At 68.9% G+C, this 19,506-nt stretch carries 21 protein-coding genes; 12 read left to right on the top strand and 9 right to left on the bottom strand.

The features are described 5' to 3' along the window. Positions 1 to 10 precede the first annotated feature (10 nt). Positions 11 to 598, top strand: coding sequence for a DUF2567 domain-containing protein (locus tag QSK35_RS09365; RefSeq protein WP_285744266.1), 588 nt, complete (start codon positions 11 to 13; stop codon positions 596 to 598). A gap of 39 nt (positions 599 to 637) precedes the next feature. Here the strand turns inward: QSK35_RS09365 and QSK35_RS09360 are convergent, their stop codons facing one another. The 3 genes from QSK35_RS09360 to QSK35_RS09350 all read right to left on the bottom strand — a co-directional run bounded on the left by QSK35_RS09360 (position 638) and on the right by QSK35_RS09350 (position 3,014). Further along, a complete protein-coding gene (locus QSK35_RS09360; protein WP_285744265.1) occupies positions 638 to 1,360 on the bottom strand; it encodes a putative hydro-lyase in 723 nt (240 codons plus the stop codon). Then, positions 1,357 to 2,607, bottom strand: a complete 1,251-nt coding sequence (locus tag QSK35_RS09355; protein ID WP_285744263.1) for an MFS transporter — start codon at positions 2,605 to 2,607, stop codon at positions 1,357 to 1,359. Before QSK35_RS09355 ends, QSK35_RS09360 begins: the two co-directional genes overlap by 4 nt. Positions 2,608 to 2,705: 98 nt before the next feature. After that, positions 2,706 to 3,014, bottom strand: coding sequence for a hypothetical protein (locus tag QSK35_RS09350; RefSeq protein ID WP_285744261.1), 309 nt, complete (start codon positions 3,012 to 3,014; stop codon positions 2,706 to 2,708). 45 nt (positions 3,015 to 3,059) lie between these two features. On the opposite strand from QSK35_RS09350, the gene QSK35_RS09345 reads away from it, so the two are divergent. Next, on the top strand, positions 3,060 to 4,079 hold the full coding sequence (locus QSK35_RS09345) for a pentapeptide repeat-containing protein (RefSeq protein WP_285744259.1): 1,020 nt from the start codon (positions 3,060 to 3,062) through the stop codon (positions 4,077 to 4,079). On the opposite strand, the gene QSK35_RS09340 is transcribed toward QSK35_RS09345, so the two are convergent. Both QSK35_RS09340 and QSK35_RS09335 read right to left on the bottom strand, forming a co-directional pair. Further along, positions 4,076 to 4,756: an LON peptidase substrate-binding domain-containing protein gene (locus tag QSK35_RS09340; RefSeq protein ID WP_285744257.1), complete on the bottom strand. Its 681-nt coding sequence runs from the start codon at positions 4,754 to 4,756 to the stop codon at positions 4,076 to 4,078. The genes QSK35_RS09345 and QSK35_RS09340 overlap by 4 nt on opposite strands. A 9-nt stretch (positions 4,757 to 4,765) precedes the next feature. Beyond that, on the bottom strand, positions 4,766 to 5,470 hold the full coding sequence (locus tag QSK35_RS09335; RefSeq protein ID WP_285744255.1) for an NUDIX hydrolase: 705 nt from the start codon (positions 5,468 to 5,470) through the stop codon (positions 4,766 to 4,768). 69 nt (positions 5,471 to 5,539) lie between these two features. Between QSK35_RS09335 and nadA the strand changes: the two genes are divergently transcribed. Genes nadA through nadC form a run of 3 tightly spaced genes read left to right on the top strand, consistent with a single transcriptional unit; the run spans position 5,540 to position 9,014 of the window. Further along, complete coding sequence (gene nadA / locus QSK35_RS09330) at positions 5,540 to 6,553, top strand: quinolinate synthase NadA (RefSeq protein ID WP_285744253.1); 1,014 nt, start codon at positions 5,540 to 5,542, stop codon at positions 6,551 to 6,553. Beyond that, a complete protein-coding gene (locus tag QSK35_RS09325) occupies positions 6,550 to 8,181 on the top strand; it encodes an L-aspartate oxidase (protein ID WP_285744251.1) in 1,632 nt (543 codons plus the stop codon). Before nadA ends, QSK35_RS09325 begins: the two co-directional genes overlap by 4 nt. Next, positions 8,178 to 9,014: a carboxylating nicotinate-nucleotide diphosphorylase gene (nadC, locus tag QSK35_RS09320; RefSeq protein WP_285744249.1), complete on the top strand. Its 837-nt coding sequence runs from the start codon at positions 8,178 to 8,180 to the stop codon at positions 9,012 to 9,014. Before QSK35_RS09325 ends, nadC begins: the two co-directional genes overlap by 4 nt. On the opposite strand, the gene QSK35_RS09315 is transcribed toward nadC, so the two are convergent. From QSK35_RS09315 to QSK35_RS09305, 3 genes are read right to left on the bottom strand one after another with little or no spacing between them, the layout of a single operon-like run. Beyond that, positions 9,011 to 9,400: an antibiotic biosynthesis monooxygenase gene (locus QSK35_RS09315; RefSeq protein WP_285744248.1), complete on the bottom strand. Its 390-nt coding sequence runs from the start codon at positions 9,398 to 9,400 to the stop codon at positions 9,011 to 9,013. The genes nadC and QSK35_RS09315 overlap by 4 nt on opposite strands. A 23-nt stretch (positions 9,401 to 9,423) precedes the next feature. Beyond that, positions 9,424 to 10,209, bottom strand: a complete 786-nt coding sequence (locus QSK35_RS09310) for a carbon-nitrogen hydrolase family protein (protein WP_285744247.1) — start codon at positions 10,207 to 10,209, stop codon at positions 9,424 to 9,426. Between the two features lie 39 nt (positions 10,210 to 10,248). After that, positions 10,249 to 11,451, bottom strand: a complete 1,203-nt coding sequence (locus QSK35_RS09305) for an RNA-guided endonuclease InsQ/TnpB family protein (protein WP_285744245.1) — start codon at positions 11,449 to 11,451, stop codon at positions 10,249 to 10,251. Between the two features lie 110 nt (positions 11,452 to 11,561). Here QSK35_RS09305 and QSK35_RS09300 point away from each other — a divergent pair, with 110 nt between their 5' ends. Together QSK35_RS09300 and QSK35_RS09295 are read left to right on the top strand one after the other, a co-directional pair. Next, positions 11,562 to 13,082: an ABC transporter substrate-binding protein gene (locus tag QSK35_RS09300; protein WP_285744243.1), complete on the top strand. Its 1,521-nt coding sequence runs from the start codon at positions 11,562 to 11,564 to the stop codon at positions 13,080 to 13,082. 35 nt (positions 13,083 to 13,117) lie between these two features. Continuing rightward, positions 13,118 to 14,263, top strand: a complete 1,146-nt coding sequence (locus tag QSK35_RS09295) for an aminotransferase class V-fold PLP-dependent enzyme (RefSeq protein WP_285744241.1) — start codon at positions 13,118 to 13,120, stop codon at positions 14,261 to 14,263. Here the strand turns inward: QSK35_RS09295 and QSK35_RS09290 are convergent. After that, the gene (locus tag QSK35_RS09290) at positions 14,244 to 15,533 is read right to left on the bottom strand and encodes a M14 family metallopeptidase (protein WP_285744239.1); all 1,290 of its coding nucleotides are present in this window, start codon (positions 15,531 to 15,533) and stop codon (positions 14,244 to 14,246) included. The two genes, QSK35_RS09295 and QSK35_RS09290, sit on opposite strands and share 20 nt — an antisense overlap. Positions 15,534 to 15,670: 137 nt before the next feature. Between QSK35_RS09290 and hisD the strand changes: the two genes are divergently transcribed. The 5 genes from hisD to QSK35_RS09265 are packed head-to-tail and all read left to right on the top strand — an operon-like array spanning position 15,671 to position 19,386. Continuing rightward, positions 15,671 to 16,984, top strand: a complete 1,314-nt coding sequence (gene hisD / locus QSK35_RS09285; protein ID WP_285744238.1) for a histidinol dehydrogenase — start codon at positions 15,671 to 15,673, stop codon at positions 16,982 to 16,984. Then, positions 16,984 to 18,090, top strand: coding sequence for a histidinol-phosphate transaminase (locus QSK35_RS09280; protein WP_285744488.1), 1,107 nt, complete (start codon positions 16,984 to 16,986; stop codon positions 18,088 to 18,090). The genes hisD and QSK35_RS09280 overlap by 1 nt, the downstream gene beginning before the upstream one ends. Continuing rightward, positions 18,087 to 18,683 carry an imidazoleglycerol-phosphate dehydratase HisB gene (gene hisB / locus QSK35_RS09275; RefSeq protein WP_285744236.1) on the top strand — a complete coding sequence of 199 codons (597 nt, stop codon included), beginning with the start codon at positions 18,087 to 18,089 and terminating at the stop codon, positions 18,681 to 18,683. Before QSK35_RS09280 ends, hisB begins: the two co-directional genes overlap by 4 nt. Further along, the gene (locus tag QSK35_RS09270) at positions 18,683 to 18,838 is read left to right on the top strand and encodes a CG2302 family histidine operon protein (RefSeq protein ID WP_285744234.1); all 156 of its coding nucleotides are present in this window, start codon (positions 18,683 to 18,685) and stop codon (positions 18,836 to 18,838) included. The genes hisB and QSK35_RS09270 overlap by 1 nt, the downstream gene beginning before the upstream one ends. Beyond that, a complete protein-coding gene (locus QSK35_RS09265; protein ID WP_285744233.1) occupies positions 18,835 to 19,386 on the top strand; it encodes a hypothetical protein in 552 nt (183 codons plus the stop codon). The genes QSK35_RS09270 and QSK35_RS09265 overlap by 4 nt, the downstream gene beginning before the upstream one ends. The last annotated feature ends 120 nt before the right edge of the window (positions 19,387 to 19,506 follow it).

The following is a 19,506-nucleotide window of genomic DNA, read 5'->3' as shown; positions in this document are numbered from 1 at the left end:
CCTTTCGCGAATGGAAGACAAGGCGGCACCGGTTCGCATCGACCCTGCTCCGGAACCGGCGTACGTCTACTACTTCGTCCGGGCGCGGCCGCGCGTGGTGGTCAAGCGCGACCTGGTCCCGGCCATCGCCGTGCTCTTCTCGATCCCGATGCTCGGCCTGCCCGCGGGCTGGCTGTGGGCGCGCCTCGCGCCGGCCCAGAACAAGATCATCCTGGAGAACGGCAAGCCGTTCCCGGTCGGCCTGGAGAGCTACCACCGGCTGGACGCGCTGATGGTGTTCGTGATGCTCGGCCTCGGGCTCGGCCTGGTGACGGGCATCGGCATGTGGCTGCTGCGCCAGCGTCGCGGCCCGGTGATCATGCTCGCCGCGGTCCTGGGCTCGCTGGGCGCCGCGTGGGTGGCGCAGACGACCGGCCTCGGGTCGGCGGCGGGCATCTACGCGATTCCGGCGGATTTGAAGGTCAACCAGGTGGTGGCCGAGGCCCCCAGCCTGGAGACGTGGTGGGGGCTGCTCGCGTGGCCGCTCGCCACGGCGCTGGCCTACGGCTGTTGCGCTGCGTGGAACGGCCTCGACGACTTGGGGCGCCGACTGGGCTAGGTCGTGAGTGGTTTCCGTCGCTATGACGACGGAAACCACTCACGACACCAGGTAGGTCGCGTCCGGCACGTCGGTGACGAACATCTGACCCGGCGCGTGCGTGATGGCGAACGGCGGTTTCGACTTTCGCAGTGCCATCTGCGGTGTCACCCCGCAGGCCCAGAACACCGGCACGTCACCGGGTTCCGGTTCCGCGTACTCGCCTTCGTCCGGGGCCGTGATGTCCTTGATCCCGAGCTCCTCCGGGGCACCGATGTGAACCGGCGCCCCGTGCACGGCGGGCATCATGGCGGTGGTCTTCACCGCGGTGTCCACATCGGACTCCGGGATCCAGCGCATGGAGACCACCAGCGGCCCGTGCATCCGTTCCGCCGGCCGGCATTCGCGGTTCGTCACGTACATCGCGACGTTCTTGCGTTGGTCGATATGGCGCAACGGCACGCCCGCTTGGACGAGCAGCGTCTCGAAGGAGAAGCTGCAGCCGATCAGGAAGCTCACCAGGTCGTCGCGCCAGTACTCGGTGACGTCCTCGGGCTCTTCGGTCAGCTCGCCGTGCTCCCACACCCGGTAGCGCGGGATGTGGGATCGGATGTCCTTGCCGGGGGCGAGGTGGCTGGTGGTCTCGCCTTCGTCGGTGACGTCGAGGATCGGGCACGGCTTCGGGTTGCGTTGCGCGAACAGGAGAACGTCGTACGCCCAGTCCCGCGGCACCGCGATCAGGTTGGCCTGCGCGTAGCCGGGCGCGACCCCCGACGTGGTCACGACAGGTCCGAGTTCGCGGTCTCGGGCAACGGGATCAGCGCCAGCACCGCGATGCCGTAAGCGACCGCGGCGAACACCATGGCGCCGCCGATACCCCAGCTGTCGGCCAGGAACCCGACGAGTCCGGGGAACACCGCGCCGAACGCGCGCCCGAAGTTGTACGTGAAGCCCTGGCCGGTGCCGCGCAGCTCGTGCGGGTACAGCTCGGCGAGGTAGCTGCCGAACCCGCTGAAGATCGCGGACATGCAGAACCCGAGCGGGAAGCCGAGGAACATCACCAACGTGTTGGCGCCGTTGGGAATCTGCGTGTAGCCGACGATCAGGATGGCGCTGGCCACCGCGAACAGCGTGAACGTCCGTTTACGCCCGAGGTAGTCGGTCAGGTAGCCGCCGGTGACGTACCCGGTGAACGCGCCGACGATGAGGAACGCGAGGTACCCGCCGGTGCCGACGACCGTGAGGTGGCGCTCGGTCTTGAGGTACGCGGGCAGCCACGTCGCGAGCGTGTAGTAGCCGCCCTGCACGCCGGTCGCGAGGATGGCGGCGAACAACGTCTTGCGGCCGACCTCACCCTGGAAGATCTTCGCGAAGGTCCCCTTGACCGGGCTTTCCTGGCGCCGCCTGGTGACCTCGGGGTTGTCCTCGACGTTGCGCCGCACGTAGAAGATCAGCACCGCGGGGAGCGCGCCGGTCCAGAACATCACGCGCCACGCGGTGTCCTGGCTGACGAACTCGAACACCAGCGTGTAGACGATGACCGCGAGCCCCCAGCCGACGGCCCAGGCGCTCTGGATGAACGCCACCGTGCGGCCCCGGTAGTGCGGGCGGCAGTACTCGGCGACCAGGATCGCGCCCGCCGCCCACTCACCGCCGAAGCCGAGTCCTTGGAGCGCGCGGAAGACCAGCAGCGTCTCGTAGTTCGGCGCGAACCCGCACAGCACGGTGAACAGCGCATACGTGCCGACCGTGATCATCAAGGTCTTGGAGCGGCCGATCCGGTCGGCCATGATGCCCGCGACCGCACCGCCCAGCGCGCTGAGGATGAGCGTGGCCGTGCCGAGCAGGCCCGCCTGTCCCTTGCTGATGTGGAAGTACGACGTGATCGCGACCAGGCTCAGTGGCAGGACCCAGTAGTCGTAGGAGTCCAGGCCGTAGCCGCCGAACGCGCCCACGAACGCGCGCTTGCCGTTGCGGCCCAGCGTGCGGAACCAGGCGAACGGCCTCTCGGTGGTTGTGTTCGTGCTCATCCAGTGCACCTCGCAGCCAGGAGGGTAGCCAGCGGTGTTGCCTGGCTCACAGTAGAGGATTGTTGAACAATCCGACAAGGGGGCAATCCCACGATCCCTCAATCCTGGTCGAAGGGTTCGTCGCTCCAGCGGAACCAGGCCTCGTCGCCTTGGACGTGGAGGAGGAACTCGGCGACCGGACCGTCGGGTGCGACGAGGGTGAGCTGGCCGCTGATGCGGTCGTAGGCGGCCTCCCACGCCTCCCAGTCCTCGGATTCCAGCAGAGCCAGTTCTTCGGCGAAGAGCGGCGCGAACTCGGCGAACCCCGGCTCGGGCGCGAAGCGGCCGGACAGCCAGGGGAAGTCGCCATCGGTGATCGTGATCGTGCCGAGCAGCTCGTCGCCGCGCCGGAGGTGCCAGACGGTCATGCGGCCAAGGGTGACACTCGGGCATCACGTGACGACTAACCGGATATGCGGAACAGAGCAAAGCTGATCAGCGCGGCCCTCGCCGCATTGGCGCTGGGCGCGCTCGTCGCGGAGCTGGCGCACGCGGACGTGCTGCCGGCGTGGCAGACCGTCCTGGACTGGCTCGGCCGCTGGTGGATCGTCGGCCTGGTCATCACGCTGGCGGCCGCGGCGGCCGTCGTGTGGTGGCGCAGCCGTCCAAAGACAACGCCGGCAGAGAAACCGCCGGTGGACCGCACCCAGCTGGCGACGATGGTCACCGCGTTCACGGCACTGGGCGCCCTGGTGTTCACGGCGTTGTCCCTGCGCGCGACCCACGACCAGATCGCCGTGGCCGAGCAGGGCCAGATCACCGACCGCTACACCAAGGCCATCGACCAGCTGGGCAGGCCCGACTTGCAGGTACGCCTGGGCGGCATCTTCGCGTTGGAGCGCATCGCGGTCGACTCGCCGCGCGACCGGCTGACGGTCGTCGAGGTGCTGAGCGCGTTCATCCGCACCGCGAGCCCGAGGCAGGCCACCTGCCCGAAGACGCCGGCGGACGTGCAGGCCGCGTTCGTCGTGCTGGGACGGCGGGTGCTGACCCGCGAGGAGTTCCAGGACCGGCGGTCGAACGTGGATCTGCGCAACACCTGCCTCGCGCAGATCGAGGCGAACCGCGCCGACCTGTCCCTGTTCGCTCTGGAGGGCGCCGACCTGACCGAGGCGAAGCTGAACCTTGCGAGCGGCAGTCTCGTGAAGTTGGCCGGGGCCACGCTCGTCGGCGCCGAGCTGAAGGGGGCCGAGCTGAACGGGTACGTGTTCCTCGAGGACGTGGATCTGACCGGGGCGAAGCTGAACGCGGCGAAGCTGGGAAACAACTTCTTCAGGAACGTGAAGCTGGTCGGCGCCGACCTCACGCAGGCCGACCTGACCGACGCGCGGATCGAGAACGTCGACTTCACCGGCGCCAAGCACGACGCCGCGATAACCGAGCGCGCCCAGTACGACCTGAACACCAAGGGCGCTTGGTGGGTGAGCAACTAGTTCGGCGAAGGCACGTGCCCGAACTCGGTCAGCGGCACGGGCACAGCGTGCAGGGCCTGCAGAATCCCGGTCTCCCGATGCAGCATCTTCCGCACGAGCCGCAACCGCCGGGCCGGCGACCCCTCCTCCAGCAGCCGCTGCCGATCCTCGACCGGCAACAGGGCATCCGACGCGATCACGTACGACAACGCCCCCAGAGGCGTGTCGTCCGGCGGCGCGGTCCAGTCCTCGGGCTTCCAGGCGGCCGCGCAGTACCGCTCGTGCGCGGTCCGAGCGCCCGCTTCCAGTAACGGGATCACCTCGCGCGCCGCGGTGGGAACGGGCGCGTCCGAGAGCCACTCAATCGATCCGATCAGGTACGGAGCGGAGGTGGAGTCGACGTCGATGACGCGGAACCGGCGCTCCCCGCGCGCGACGATGTCGAAGCGGCCGTCGCTCAGCGGCACGGCCTCGCGCAGTTCGGCGGCGCAGCCGATGTCGTGCATCGACTCCACGTTGTCGAGGCCGACCTCCCAGCCCTGCTTGATGCAGACGACCCCGAAGGTGCGGGACGGGAGCGTGCCCGTCATCAGGTCGACGGTCAGCTGGCGGTAGCGCGGCTCGAAGATGTGCAGCGGCAGCGACGCTCCGGGCAGCAGCACGGTGCCCAGGGGGAAGAGTGGAAGCGTCTCGGCCACGCGTCCACGTTACGGCGTGCCGGACGCGCCTGCCGGACGGCCACCGCCCGGCGGTCTCAGTACGGCGAACGGGTCGGTCACGAGGATTCCCCTTGCGCTGAAACGGAAGAGCGCCGCCGGCCGGCCGCCCGACGGGCCGGGGGGAGAGGTGTCGCCGGTCGGTTCCAGCAGGCCGCGGCGCGACAGCACCCGCTGCAGGTTCGTCGCGGAGACCCGGTAGCCCAGCGCGGCCGAGTACAGCGACCGCAGCGCCGAGATCGTGAACTCCGGTGGAGCCAGGGCGAAGCCGAGGTTCGTGTACGACAGCTTCGCGGCCAGGCGGGAACGGGCCCGCAGCACGATCGCCTTGTGGTCGAACGCCGTGGGAGGCAGCGCGTCCACGGGATGCCAGCGCGTGTCGGACGGGACCACCGGATCCACGTCCGAGGGGACGAGACCGAGGAACGCCGTGGCGACGACCCGTTGGTCCGGAACGCGGTCCGGGGCGCTGAAAACGGCCAGCTGCTCGACGTGTGAGAGTTGTCTCACGTCCACCTTCTCGGCCAGCTGCCGCCGGATGGACGTCTCCACGTCTTCATCCGGGCGCAACCCGCCGCCCGGCAGTGACCAGCGGTGAGCATGCGGTTCCCTGGCGCGCTGCCAGAGCATGACCTGGAGTGATCCCGCTCTCACCTGGAGAACTGCGGCCAGAACCTCATGCCCCGCGACACCCACTCGGCTGATACTATCGACCCCGTTTTCGACCGTTAGGCGAAAACCCTGGAAGGGGTCGAGGAGGCAGCTATGACCGCGGTGGTCGAACGGACCGCGTCGGGTGTGTTCGGCGGAGTCGAGCCGGACGCCGCGTGGCGCGAGGAGGTGCTGCGCCTGGCCAAGGAGCGTGACGCCGTCATCCTGGCGCACAACTACCAGCTGCCGGAGATCCAGGACATCGCGCACCACACCGGCGACTCGCTGGCGCTCAGCCGGATCGCGGCGCAGAGCGACGCGAGCACGATCATCTTCTGCGGCGTGCACTTCATGGCCGAGACCGCGAAGATCCTCTCGCCGGACAAGACGGTGCTCATCCCGGACGAGCGCGCGGGCTGCTCGCTCGCCGACTCGATCACCGGCGCGCAGCTGCGCGAGTGGAAGGCGCAATACCCGAACGCGGTCGTCGTGTCGTACGTGAACACGACCGCCGAGGTGAAGGCCGAGACGGACATCTGCTGCACGTCGTCCAACGCGGTCGACGTCGTCCGGTCGATCCCGGCCGACCGCGAGGTGCTGTTCTGCCCGGACCAGTTCCTGGGCGCGCACGTGAAGCGCGAGACCGGCCGCGAGAACCTGCACATCTGGGCGGGGGAGTGCCACGTGCACGCCGGCATCAACGGCCCCGAGCTGGCCGAGCGCGCCGCGCAGAACCCGGACGCGGACCTGTTCATCCACCCGGAGTGCGGGTGCGCGACGTCCGCGCTGTACCTGAGCGGCGAGGGCATCGTCCCGTCCGAGAAGGTCAAGATCCTCTCGACCGGCGACATGATCACCGCCGCGCGTTCGACCAACGCCCGCAAGGTCCTCGTGGCCACCGAGGTCGGCATGCTGCACCAGCTGCGCAAGGCCGCCCCGGAGATCGACTTCCGCGCCGTCAACGACCGCGCGTCGTGCACCTACATGAAGATGATCACGCCGGCAGCCCTGCTGCGCTGCGTGCGCGACGGCCTGGACGAGGTGCACGTCGACCTGGAGACCGCGAAGAAGGCGCAGGGCGCCGTGCAGCGCATGATCGAGATCGGGCAGCCAGGCGGCGGGGAATGACAGAGACCGTTTTGGGCCCTGTGTGGGAGGCGCGGGCCGACCTCATCGTGGTCGGCACCGGCGTGGCGGGCTTGACCGCCGCGCTGCGAGCCCGTGAGCTGGGACTTCGCGTTCTGGTCGTGACCAAGGCGTCCGGCGACGACGGCAACACGCGGTACGCCCAGGGGGGCGTCGCGGTCGTGCTGCCGCAGGAGCACGACCCCGGCGACACGGTCCAGGCGCACATCGCGGACACGCTCGTCGCGGGCGCCGGTCTGTGCGACGAGGCCGCGGTCGCGGCGATCATCAGCGACGGTCCTGAGGCCGTGCAACGGCTTCGCTCACTCGGCGCGATGTTCGACGCCAAGGGCGACGGCACGCTGGAGCGCACCCGCGAAGGCGGGCACAGCGCGTTCCGCGTCGTGCACGCGGGCGGTGACGCGACCGGCGCCGAGGTCGAGCGCGCGTTGCTGAAGGCCACCGTGGACGGCCGGGTTCCGTTGCTGGAGAACCACGTCGCGGTCGACGCGATCCGGACGCCGCTCGGCGCCGTGTGCGGATTGCTCGTGCTGGACGGCAACGGCGTGCCCGGCGTGCTCGGCGCTCCGGCCGTACTGCTGGCGACCGGCGGCCTCGGGCAGATGTACCAGGCGACCTCGAACCCGGCGGTCGCGACGGGCGACGGCCTGGCGCTGGCGTTGCGCGCGGGCGCGGTCGCCGCGGACGTCGAGTTCGTGCAGTTCCACCCGACCGTGCTCTATACCGGACGCGGCGCACGCGGCCGGTGCCCGTTGGTCACCGAGGCGGTGCGCGGCGAGGGCGCGATCCTCGTCGACGCGACCGGCGCGCGCGTGATGCAGGGCGTGCACCCGCTGGAGGACCTCGCGCCGCGCGACGTCGTGGCGGCCGCGATCACCCGGCACATGGCGCTCGAGCCGGGCGGTGTGGACGACCACGTCTTCCTCGACGCGACGTCGTTGCACGACATGGCGACCCGGTTCCCGACCGTCTACGCGGCGTGTGTCGCGGCCGGCGTGAACCCGGCGGTCGACCCGATCCCGGTGGCTCCCGCGGCGCACTTCGCGTGCGGCGGTGTGGTGTCCACTGTGGATGGACGAACCGGCGTGACCGGCCTGTACGCGGCCGGTGAGGTCGCGCGCACCGGGCTGCACGGCGCGAACCGCCTGGCGTCCAACAGTCTGCTCGAAGGGCTCGTGTGCGGCACGCGTGCCGCCGAGGCGATCGTCACCGATCTTGCTGTCGGTCTGCTCGCCGAGCCGCGCAACGGCGTCGACCCGGTGCTGCCGGTCGCGCCCGTCGCCGATCGGGACCTGTTGCAGCGGGTCATGTCCCGGTACGCGGCCATTGGCCGTGACGCCGAGGGGCTCGCGGTCGTTGGATCGGTACTCGATGTGTCCACTGTGGACCGTGTGCTGGACACGCGGGAACTGGTCGAGGACGCGGCGCTGACGATGGCGGCGCGCGCGTTGATCGCCGCCGCGGCCGAACGCACCGAGTCGCGCGGCTGCCACGTGCGTACGGACTTCCCCGAGCGGTCGGACGCGTGGCGGCGCAGCCAGGTCGTGCGGCTCACCCCGACCGGCCAGCCGGTGCTGGCGGATCCGGTTCTCACGGAAGGTGTCGCATGATCGACTGGGACGATGCGCGCCGGGTGATCGAGACGGCTCTGGCGGAGGACCTCCGGTACGGCCCGGACGCGACGACCGCGTCGACCGTGCCCGCGGATGCCGTGGCGCTCGCGGAGCTCACACCCCGCCGCGGCGGCGTGCTCGCCGGGGTGCCGGTGGCGCTGGAGGTGTTCCGCACGGTCCTGGGCGACGATCTCGAGGTCGTCTCGCAGGCGTCGGACGGGGAGAAGGCCGTGCCCGGCGAGCCCGCACTGGTGTTGCGCGGCCCGGTCCGGGGCCTGCTGACGGCCGAGCGCACGGCGTTGAACCTGGTCTGTCACCTGTCCGGCATCGCGACCGCGACCGCGGCGTGGGTGAAGGCGATCGACGGTACGGGCGCCGCGGTTCGTGACTCCCGCAAGACGTTGCCGGGCCTGCGGTTGCTGCAGAAGTACGCGGTGCGCTGTGGCGGTGGCGTCAACCACCGCCTCGGCCTCGGTGACGCGGTGCTGATCAAGGACAACCACGTCGCCGCGGCCGGTTCGGTCGGCGCCGCCATCCGGGCCGCACGCGCGCACGCGCCCTCGTTGGAATGCGAGGTCGAGGTCGACACGCTCGCCCAGTTCGACGAGGCCGTCGCCGAGGGCGCGCAGCTGATCCTGCTGGACAACTTCACGCCCGCGCAGTGCGCCGAAGCCGTGTCGAGGCGTCCGGTCGGCGTGAAGCTGGAGGCGTCGGGCGGGCTCACGCTGGACGTTGCCCGCGCGTACGCCGAGACCGGGGTGGACTACTTGGCGGTGGGCGGGCTGACGCACTCGTCGCCCGCCCTCGACCTGGGCCTGGACCTGCGTTAAATGGAGTAGCGGTCGAAGCCGACCGGAGTGACGCCGGGGAAGTTCTGCACCCGGCGCCATTCCGGCGTGTCCGAGCCGACGCCCTGACCGGGTGCCTCCAGGGCGGCGACGTGCGCCTCCTCGGAGATCCACTCGGCGTAGTTGATGACGCGCTTGCCGTCCGCACTGATGTGGAAGTGCGCGGAGATGCCGCCCTCACGCGGTAAGTCCGGGTCGGTCTCGATCGCGTGGAACACGGCGTCCACCCACTCGCGGGCGACCTCGGCGTTCTCGGTGTCGACCTTGACCAGCACGACGCAGCCGGGGGTCTTGTCCTTGTTCACGGCGCCGCGGTAGAGCTCGAAGCCGTCGATGTGTTCGCGGGTGATGCCTGCGGGAATCGTCATGGCGATCATCCTCGGACCTCGACCTAACTTGAGGTCAACACCCGATTCGCGAGCACGGGCAACACCTTCCGTGCTTCCTCGACCTTGCTGGGGTCGATGTCGACCACGGCGAGAGCGGGCTCGCCGTCGAGCTGAGTGATGACGTCGCCCAACGGTCCGGCGACGGTGCTGTACCCGATGCCGGTCGGCGCGGTGGACCCGAGATCGCCGGGATACGCCTGGCCGCACGCGACGACGAACGAAGTGCAGTCCAGGGCCCGCGCCCGGACCAGCAGCTCCCACTGTTCGCGCTTGCCCGGCCCCGCACCCCACGAGGCCCCGAGCAGCACGGCCGTCGCGCCCTCGTCCGCGAGCGCGTGGAAGAGCTCCGGGAACCGGATGTCGTAGCAGGTCGCGACGCCCAGCGTGACGCCGTCGACGTCGATCGTGACGATCTCCGACCCCGGCGCGACCGTGCGCGACTCGGTGAACCCGAACGCGTCGAACAGGTGGATCTTGTCGTAGCCGCGGTGCACGTCCGCGCCGGTGATCAGCAGGGTGTTCGTCACGCGATCGCCGGACGGCGTGAACATGCCCGCGACCACGACGACACCGTGCTCGACGGCGATCGCCCGCACGGCCGTGGCCCACGGCCCGTCCAGCGGCTCGGCGACGGGGCCGAGCGGAACGCCGAAGCGGCACATCGTGGCCTCGGGGAACAAGACCACCCGCGCGCCCTGCGCGGCCGCGTCGGCGACTCCGGCCCGCACCAGCTCAAGGTTGGCCGCCGGTTCGGTGGACGAACTGATCTGGCACACCGCGATGCGCATGGCACCACTCTAGTTGGCGTGCTCCAAGACGTGGCGTTACTACGTCGAGAAGCTTCCTGCTTCGTCACCCTGAACCATCGTGGAGGATGGACTTACCTGGGCTCCACAGGCGTTTCGCCTCTCCGCCTGCCCGGCGGCGAGGATGTTTTGTGCGGCATTGGCGTCGCGGTCGTGCGATGTGTCGCAGGCAGGACACTCCCAAGACCGCACCTGCAACGGCAGTTCGGTCAGGACATACCCACACCCGGAGCAGGTTTTGCTGGACGGCAGCCAACGGGACACCCGTAGAATCGTGCGGCCGCACCGTTCTGCTTTCTCCTCGATCAACCGAACGAACTGCGCCCAAGCGACGTCATGGATCGCTCGTGCCAACCGCCGGTTGCGGACCATGCCCGACACGTTCAAGTCCTCGACGTAGATCGCTTGGTTCTCGCGCACCAGGCCGAGAGCTTGCTTGTGGTGGTAGTCCCGCCGGGCTCGCGCGACTTTGCTGTGCTGGACGGCTACTTTGCGCCGCGCCTTCGTCCGGTTGTTGCTTCCCGGCATACAACGTGATTTCTGTCGTTCCAGGCGGCTGAGCTTGCGCTGCTTACGCGCGAGGTGTTTCGGATTCACCACGTCCGTGCGGCGGCCAGTGGTGTCCACGACCGTGGCCAATCTGCTGATCCCGAGATCGATGCCGGCTTCCTGTTCGACCACCGGCAGTCGCTCCGGCTCGATCTTGATCACGAACGACGCGTAGTAGTGGCCGTCCGGCTCTTGAATGATCGTGACCGAGGAAGGCGTGGAAGGCAGCTCCCTTGACCACCGGACACGCACTTCTCCAACCTTCGCGAGATAAAGCCGACCGCTTTCGCGAATGGAGAACGCGTCTCCAACGAGCCGGAACGACTGGCGGTTGTCCTTGCGCGACTTCATCCTCGGCTTGCCGACCCTGCGGCCTCGGCGAGCGCCGGTCGTCGAGGCGTAGAAGTTCTGATGGGCGCGGTGCGCATCGCGCACCGCTTGGACCAGGGCGACGGATGCCACCTCAGCCAGCCATGCCCGCTCGACCGTGGTCTTCGCTTCCGTGACTACCCGGCGCTGAACCTCTGTCGGCGTGATCTTTTCACCCGTCGACCATGCGTCCTCACGGCACCTGATGGCGTCGTTGAATACCACCCTCACGCAACCGAACGTGCGTGCCAGCATCGACCGTTGTTGTTCGTTGGGCTCGATACGGTATCGATACCTGGCCAGCATAACGATCACCATAGCCCTATGGCTTTGTATCCAAACGGAGACCGCGCTGACGTACGTCGTTTCCGCCCTGAACGACACAGCACGGCCCATTTGGTTTACGGTCGTGGACCGTGCCCTCACTGTTGCCGCCTCTTCTGGTCGTCGCCGCCCTCGTGGTGACCGGGTGCACCGAGACGACACCGCCGAACGGCAACCCGGACAAGAACGGCACCTCGATCGTCCTCGCCGACCGCGACGAGCCGGCGACGCTGAACCCGCTGTTCGGCTACGGCAGGCAGGGCGCGTCGAAGATCTACGACGGCCTGGTCGAACACCGCCAGGACGGCTCACTGAAGCCGCAGCTCGCGGCGGCCGACCCGGAGCCGTCCCAGGACGGCCTGACGTGGACCGTGAAGCTGCGCGGCGACGTGAAGTTCACCGACGGCACGGCATTCAACGCCGAGGACGTGGTCGCCACGTACCGCGCTGTGCTGGACCCCGCGACCGGCTCTTCCGTGCGCCAGTCGTTCTCGACCCTGAAAGCCGTGGACCAGGTCGACCCCTCGACTGTGAAATTCACGCTGACGCAGCCGCACGCGGCGTTCCCTCACCTGTTGGTCCTGGGGATCATGCCGTCCGAACACGTGGGCAAGGACGTCCCGCCGATCGGCACCGGCCCGTACAAGGTCGTCGAGTGGAAGAAGGGCGACCGCCTGCTGCTGGAGTCCAACAGCACGTACTTCGACGGTGAGCCGAAGATCAAGAAGCTGACCGTCGTGTTCGTGCCGGACGACAACACGCGGGCCACCCGCATGCGCGACGGCGAGTTCGACGGCACGGTCCTGCCGCCGAAGCTGGCGACGCCGTTCAGCACCCGGTCCGGCATGCAGGTGCTCAGCCACAAGGCGGCCGACTACCGCGCGGTGTGGCTGCCCCTCTCCGGGCCGGTGACGGGCAACCGCGAGGTGCGCATCGCGCTGAACTACGCGGTCAACCGCCAGGGCATGGTCGACAGCCTCCTGGAGGGCAAGGCCACCACGGGCAGCTCACCCGTGCCGGACGCGCTGCCGGAGTTCTTCGAGCCGTCCGCGAAGTTCCGCTACGACAAGACCGAGGCCGAACGCCAGCTCGAGGTGGCCGGCTGGGTGCGCGGCGCCGACGGCATCCGCACCCGCGACGGCGTGGTCGCCCGGTTCACGCTGATGTACCCGCTGGGCGACCAGCTGCGAGCCGACCTGGCCACGGCGTTCGCCGCCGACGCCAGGGCGGTCGGCATCGACGTGCAGCTCGCCGGCCTGAGCTGGGAGGCCATCACGCCGCGCATGGCCACCGACGCCCTGCTCGCCGGCGACGGCAACCCGTTCGACGTCGATCTCATGCTCTACGACCTGCGTGGACAGGGCAACGCGCAGGTGGACGCGGCGTTGGAGGAGGGGCGGAAGTTCACTGATCCGGCGCAGCGGGCGGTGGCTTACAAGCTGTTCCAGAAGGCCTATGTGGTGCAGCCCAGCATGGTGGTGCTGGTGTTTCCCGAGCACCTCTACGTGGTGCGGGACGCTTGGAGCGGCTATCAGCCGGTGGTGGATCCGCAGTCGTATGGGGCGCTGGCCTGGGGGCCCTGGTGGAACATCCAGAAATGGGAGCCCAAGTAGCCTGTCGGCCCCCTGTCAGGTGGCATGGTGGTCTGGTGACTGCAGCGGATCATTCTGGTCGGATCTTTCTGGACAGCGCGGGGTCGTCGTTGCCACCGGAGCCGGTGCTCGACGAGGTGATCGCCCACCTCCGCCGCGAGGCGGAGATCGGCGGCTACCGGGCGGCGGCCGAACGGGCCGAGGACCTGGAACAGGGCTACGACGTCATCGCCGAACTCGTCGGCTGCGAACGCGACGAGGTGGCGTTCACCGACAGCGCCACGCGCTCGTGGCTCACGGCGTTCGACGCCATCCCGCTAGGCAAGGGGGACCGGATCCTGGTCACCGAGGTCGAGTACGCGGGCAACGCGGTGCCGTTGCTGCGCAGAGCCGAGGAGACCGGCGCGGTCATCGAGGTGATCCCGTCCGACCACAGTGGACAGGTCGACGTCGAGGCGCTCGGGGAGCTGCTCGACGAACGCGTCAAGCTCGTCTCGGTCGTGCACGTGCCGACCAACAGCGGGCTCGTCAACCCGGCCAAGGAGATCGCGGACAAGGCGCACGAGGTGGGCGCGATCGTCATGCTCGACGCGTGCCAGTCGGTCGGGCAGGTGGACGTGCGCGGCACCGGGGTGGACATCCTGTCGTTCACCGGACGCAAGTGGTTGCGCGGGCCGCGTGGCACCGGCGCGTTGATGGTGCGCAACGAAGTTCGCCACAAGCTCCACCCCAGGCTGGTCGACATGCACGGCGGGGAGTGGACCGGGCCGAACGAGATCAGGCTGCGCGACGACGCGCGGGTGTTCGAGTTGTGGGAGTACAGCTACGCGGACCGGCTGGGCCTGATCGCCGCCGCGAAGTTCGCGCTGGACAAGGGGATCGGCGAAATCGAACGTGAAGTGGCCGAACGGGCCAAGCGCCTCCGTGAGGGACTCAGCGCCATACCCCAAGTCGAAGTCCGCGACATCGGGAAACGGAAGTCGGGTATCACCACGTTCACCGTGGAAGGCGTCGAGCCGCAGACGGTCAAGCAGCGCCTGTACGAGCAGAACGTGACCGTGTCCGTCTCGCCGGGCAACTCGACGTTGCTGGACACGACCAAGCGCGGCCTGGACGAAGTAGTGCGGGCCTCCCCGCACTACTTCGTCACCGACGACCAGATCGATCAGGCGGTCGAAGCGGTCAGCAGGTCTGTCCGATGATCCGCTTCACGCAGTCGGAGTACTGAAGGAACAGGTCGGTCGCTTTGTCGTTGCGGGAGGTCTGGGCGGCGATCACGTTGTCACGTGGGTAGAAGCCGTTCAGACCACCGCTGCTCGGGTACATCTCGAAGGTGTAGCTCCAGATCTTGTGCTGGCCCCACATCCAGTCGTCGATGGTGCCGTCGGTGATGTAGAGGTCGCTCGACTGCTCGGGCGTGTAGCCGTTGGTGGCGGCCATCTGCTTGCCCAGCGTGGAGAACGCCTTCTGCTCGTTCGCGTCCAGGCCGGGCGCGGTGTCGTTGTAGGTCCAGCCGAACGGCCACAGCACCAGCTCGGAGAACGTGTGGAAGTCGATGTTCGTCTTGATCTGTTGCTTGCCGCCGACCACGCGGGAGTTCACGAAGTCGCGGATGCGGGCGGCCTCCGGTGCGGAGAACGCGGACGTGCCGCGGTAGGTGTCCGACGACGGGCTGCCGCTGGAGCCGCCGCAGCAACCCCACTTGTAGCCCCAGTTGCGGTTGAGGTCGGTGCCGCTGCCCTGGCGGTTCTTGCGCCAGCCCTTGAACGACCCGGTCGAGATGTCGTACTCGGAGCCGTCCGGGTTGACGCTCGAGATGACCCAGATCTCGCGTGAGTCGACCAGCGCCTTGATCGCCGAGTTCGTCGCGTAACCGTCGGTGAGCCGCTGGATGAAGTGCAGGCACATCTCCACGGTGAGGTGCTCACGCGCGTGCTGGTTGCACGTGATGATCACCTCGGGCTCGTTCTCGTCCGTGCCGACGTTGTCGCTGATCTTCAGGTTCCACAGGTCGCGGCCCTGGTACGACTTGCCGATGCTGGAGAGCTTCGCGATGTTCGGGTGATCACTGGCCGTCTTCTGCAGCTCGGCGGTCATCTCCGCGAAGTTGTGGTAGCCCGTGTAGCCGGACGGGAAGTCCTTCGCGCCGATCTCCGGGTCCTTGAAGTCGACCTTGCCGAGCTTCGCGAACTCGGCCTCGGCGTCGCCGATGTACTTCATCGGCAGCCCGGTCCGCCGCAGAGCCACGGCCTCCCTCGCGCTGGCGATGACGGTCACCGGGCCGTCCGTGGTCTCACTGATCAGGTCGGTGCCCGTGTAGACGACCTGCCTGAGCTGTTCGACGTTCTTCACCGTGATCTCGTAGACCGTGCGGCCGGAACCGACGGCCTGGGTCGGCGCGCTCGTGCCCACCAGCAGGGGCAGGCAGACCCCGACCACTGCGGCCACCAGGCCGCGGCGTCCTGTCAACATGTGTGGAGCTCCTCCATCTCAGCAGGGTTTTCCGACGGAGTGGTGCTCACCGAGCGTCGCGCCGCGCACACACCGCGAGGTAGCGCCGATCGCGGGCTGACATTTGACACTTTTCGCGTTCGCCTACGCTGTAGGCCATGCTCAACCGCACCGACCTGCGAGGTCGCACCACGTCACCGGCCGAGTTGCGCGCCGCGCTGCCGCGCGCCGAGGTGGACGTCGACGCGGTGCTGCATCAGGTGCGTCCGGTCGTCGAGGCGGTGGCCACGCGCGGGGTCGAGGCCGTCCTGGAGTACACGGAGCGGTTCGACCGGGTCCGGCCGGCGTCGGTCCGGGTGCCCTCAGCTGAGCTTTCCCGCGCTTTGGACGAGCTGGACCCGGCCGTGCGCGAGGCGCTGGAGGAGTCCATCAGGCGGGCCCGGCTGGTGCACGCGGACCAGCGGCGCACCGACAAGACCACGCAGGTCGTGCCCGGCGGGACGGTCACCGAGAAGTGGGTGCCGGTCGCCCGCGTGGGCCTCTACGTGCCCGGCGGGCTCGCGGTGTACCCGTCCTCGGTCGTCATGAACGTCGTGCCCGCGCAGACCGCGGGCGTCGAATCGCTGGTGGTGTGTTCACCGCCACAGGCGGAGTTCGGCGGCCTGCCGCACCCGTCGATCCTGGCCGCGGCCGCGCTGCTCGGTGTGACCGAGGTGTGGTCGGTCGGCGGTGCACAGGCCGTGGCGCTGCTCGCGCACGGCGGTGTCGACACCGACGGCACCGAGCTGGTGCCGGTCGACCTGGTCACCGGGCCGGGCAACATCTACCTGACCGCCGCCAAGCGCTTGCTGCGCGGGTTGATCGGCATCGACTCGGAGGCCGGCCCGACCGAGATCGCGATCCTGGCCGACGAGACCGCCGACCCGGTGCACGTGGCCGCGGACCTGATCAGCCAGGCCGAGCACGACACGCTCGCCGCCTCCGTGCTGGTGACGACGTCCGAGGAACTGGCCGATGCCGTCGATGCGGAGCTGGAACGCCAGGTGGGCGCCACCAAGCACACCGAGCGCATCCGGACGGCGTTGACCGGCAAGCAGTCCGGCATCGTTCTCGTGTCCACTGTGGACGAGGGCATCCGGGTCGTCGACGTCTACGCCGCCGAGCACCTGGAGATCCAGACCGCGAACTCGCGTGCGGACGCCGCTCGCGTACGGTCCGCCGGCGCGATCTTCGTGGGCGCGCACTCGCCGGTGTCGCTCGGCGACTACTGCGCGGGCTCGAACCACGTGCTGCCCACGGGCGGCTGCGCGCGGCACTCGTCGGGGCTGTCGGTGCAGACGTTCCTGCGCGGCATCCACGTGATCGACTACTCCGAGGACGCGCTGCGCGAGGTGGCCTCCCACGTGGTCGCGCTGGCGAACGCCGAGGACCTGCCCGCGCACGGCCAAGCGGTGACTGCGAGGTTCCGGTGATCAAACCCGTCATCGGCGCACGGGTCGAGCTCTCCGACCTCCCGCTGCGTGAGGACCTGCGTGGCCGCACGCCCTATGGCGCGCCGCAGCTGGACGTCCCGTATCGCCTGAACACCAACGAGAACCCGTACCCGCCGACGCCTGCGCTGGTCGCGGACGTGACGGCGGCGGTCGCCGAGATCGCGGGCGAGCTGCACCGGTACCCGGACCGCGACGCGGTGGCGTTGCGCGAGGACCTGGCCGCCTACCTTGCTGAGTCGACCTCGGTCACGCTCACGTCCGAGAACGTCTGGGCGGCCAACGGTTCCAACGAGATCCTGCAGCAGATCCTGCAGGCGTTCGGCGGACCGGGCCGCACGGCGCTGGGCTTCGAGCCGTCGTACTCGATGCACCCGATCATCGCCGCGGGCACGCGGACTGAGTGGTCGCCGACGCCGCGTCGTTCCGACTTCTCACTGGACGTCGAGCGGGCGGCCGAAATCCTCCGGGAGCACCGCCCGGACGTCGTGTTCGTGACGTCGCCGAACAACCCGACGGGCCAGTCGATCCCGCTGGACGACCTGCGCGTGCTGATCGAGGCCGCGCCGGCGATCGTGGTGGTCGACGAGGCCTACGCGGAGTTCTCCTCACGGGAGAGCGCGATCCGGCTGTTGGATGACTACGGGTCGAAGCTGATCGTGTCGCGCACGATGTCCAAGGCGTTCGCCTTCGCGGGTGGCCGACTGGGATATCTCGCCGCGGCCCCGGCCGTGGTGGACGCGCTGCAGCTCGTACGCCTGCCGTACCACCTGTCGTCGCTGACGCAGGCCGCCGCGCGGGCATCGCTGCGCCACGCCGCCGAGACCCTGGGCTCGGTGGCCCGCTTGGCTGCTGAGCGGGATCGCGTAGTGGAAGCGTTGGCGGGCATGGGTTTCCAGGTCGTGCCGTCGGACGCGAACTTCGTGCTGTTCGGCTGGTTCTCCGACGCCCGCGCGGCCTGGCGGTCCTATGTGGAGCGTGGTGTCCTGATCAGGGACGTCGGAATCTCGGGTCACCTGCGGGTGACCATCGGAACGCCCGAGGAGAACGACGCTTTCCTCGCGGCCAGCAAGGAGGTCGGCCGATGAGCCGTGTCGGCAAGGTGGAACGGACCACCAAGGAGTCCTCGGTGTACGTCGAGATCGACCTCGACGGCACCGGCCAGGTCGAGATCAGCACCGGCGTGCCGTTCTACGACCACATGCTGACCGCCTTCGGCGTGCACGGCTGCTTCGACCTGATCGTCCGCGCCACGGGCGACGTCGAGATCGACGCGCACCACTCGGTCGAGGACATCGCGATCGTCCTCGGCCAGGCGCTGCGGGAGGCGTTGGGGGACAAGAAGGGCATCCGCCGCTTCGGCGACTGCTGGATCCCGATGGACGAGACCCTCGCGCACGCCGCGGTCGACGTGTCCGGGCGCCCCTACACCGTTCACCACGAGCCTTCCGAGTTCAACACGTTCGTGATCGGCGGCAACTACCCGTACGTGCTGAACCGGCACGTGTTCGAGTCGCTCGCCTTCCACGCGCAGATCGCCCTGCACGTGCGCGTCGAGTACGGCCGCGACCCGCACCACATCGCGGAAGCCCAGTACAAGGCGATCGCCCGTGCCCTGCGCGCGGCGGTCGAGCCGGACCCGCGCGTTGGCGGCATTCCTTCTACGAAGGGCGTTCTGTAATGCCGAAGGAAGTCATCGTCGTCGGCTTGATGCTGGTGGCGGGTTTCCTGGTGGGTGGCGTGTACGCGACGTGGAAGACGGCTCGGCTGCTGGCCGTGATTCTCGGTGTGCTGGTGTTGCTCGCGGTAGGCGGCGCCGTACTCTGGCTGCTGTGAACCGTGCGCTCGCCGCTGTTCTGGTCGTGGCGAGTGGTGCTGTCGCGATTCCCCTGTGGCTGGCAGCACGTGAACCGAGCGAGCCGTTCGCGGCAGCGAGTGGCAGCTCGTCCGGGCAGTGCCCGAGCGCTGAGCCGAACGTTGGCCGAAGGACCGGCTTGAGCGCCAAGGAGCCGATGGTGCCCGGTGGCGCGTCCGCGGTGACGTTGTGCGTGTACAAGCCCGACTTGCAGGTCCAGGGAGGGTGGCGCATCGATGCACCCGCAACGGTCCGCCGCGGCGCCGGGGCGATCGTCGAATCGCTCAACTCGATGGGCCCGGCCAAGCCGAATGAGGCCGGGTGTTTCCTCGCGCTGCGGACTCAATACCGCCTGTTGATCGACTACCCCGACCGGCCGACCGCGGTGGTCGACGTCGACATGAACTGCGCCCTGGTTTCGAGCGGCGACGCCGTTCGGGAAGGCGATGTGTCCGACACTCTCGACGTGTTCGCGGAGGCGTTCCGCGACGAGGGCGGGCAAATCGAGGCGCCGCCGTGGAAATGGTGACTCAGAACGGTGAAATGATTCCCTAACGGGTGATTCAGGCACCATCACCGCGCACTTCCGCCGACACCGGGCCACGCTCCTGTGTGGACACCCATGTCGGCGGACCGTGGGAGGAGCCCA

The sequence above is a fragment of the Lentzea sp. NBRC 105346 genome (assembly GCF_030269605.1).
Classification (GTDB): domain Bacteria; phylum Actinomycetota; class Actinomycetes; order Mycobacteriales; family Pseudonocardiaceae; genus Lentzea.
The sequence above is the reverse complement of the archived record's forward strand: the minus strand, read 5'-3'. Positions and strand labels throughout refer to the sequence as shown.

What these genes read in the sequence shown, in the direction of transcription:
- QSK35_RS09290 (WP_285744239.1), bottom strand. Translation starts at nt 15,533, where the DNA reads ATGTTGACAGGACGCCGCGGCCTGGTGGCCGCAGTGGTCGGGGTCTGC.
- QSK35_RS09310 (WP_285744247.1), bottom strand. Translation starts at nt 10,209, where the DNA reads ATGCGCATCGCGGTGTGCCAGATCAGTTCGTCCACCGAACCGGCGGCC.
- QSK35_RS09350 (WP_285744261.1), bottom strand. Translation starts at nt 3,014, where the DNA reads ATGACCGTCTGGCACCTCCGGCGCGGCGACGAGCTGCTCGGCACGATC.
- hisB (WP_285744236.1), top strand. Translation starts at nt 18,087, where the DNA reads ATGAGCCGTGTCGGCAAGGTGGAACGGACCACCAAGGAGTCCTCGGTG.
- QSK35_RS09325 (WP_285744251.1), top strand. Translation starts at nt 6,550, where the DNA reads ATGACAGAGACCGTTTTGGGCCCTGTGTGGGAGGCGCGGGCCGACCTC.
- nadA (WP_285744253.1), top strand. Translation starts at nt 5,540, where the DNA reads ATGACCGCGGTGGTCGAACGGACCGCGTCGGGTGTGTTCGGCGGAGTC.
- nadC (WP_285744249.1), top strand. Translation starts at nt 8,178, where the DNA reads ATGATCGACTGGGACGATGCGCGCCGGGTGATCGAGACGGCTCTGGCG.
- QSK35_RS09345 (WP_285744259.1), top strand. Translation starts at nt 3,060, where the DNA reads ATGCGGAACAGAGCAAAGCTGATCAGCGCGGCCCTCGCCGCATTGGCG.
- QSK35_RS09355 (WP_285744263.1), bottom strand. Translation starts at nt 2,607, where the DNA reads ATGAGCACGAACACAACCACCGAGAGGCCGTTCGCCTGGTTCCGCACG.
- QSK35_RS09305 (WP_285744245.1), bottom strand. Translation starts at nt 11,451, where the DNA reads ATGCTGGCCAGGTATCGATACCGTATCGAGCCCAACGAACAACAACGG.
- QSK35_RS09270 (WP_285744234.1), top strand. Translation starts at nt 18,683, where the DNA reads ATGCCGAAGGAAGTCATCGTCGTCGGCTTGATGCTGGTGGCGGGTTTC.
- hisD (WP_285744238.1), top strand. Translation starts at nt 15,671, where the DNA reads ATGCTCAACCGCACCGACCTGCGAGGTCGCACCACGTCACCGGCCGAG.
- QSK35_RS09365 (WP_285744266.1), top strand. Translation starts at nt 11, where the DNA reads ATGGAAGACAAGGCGGCACCGGTTCGCATCGACCCTGCTCCGGAACCG.
- QSK35_RS09315 (WP_285744248.1), bottom strand. Translation starts at nt 9,400, where the DNA reads ATGACGATTCCCGCAGGCATCACCCGCGAACACATCGACGGCTTCGAG.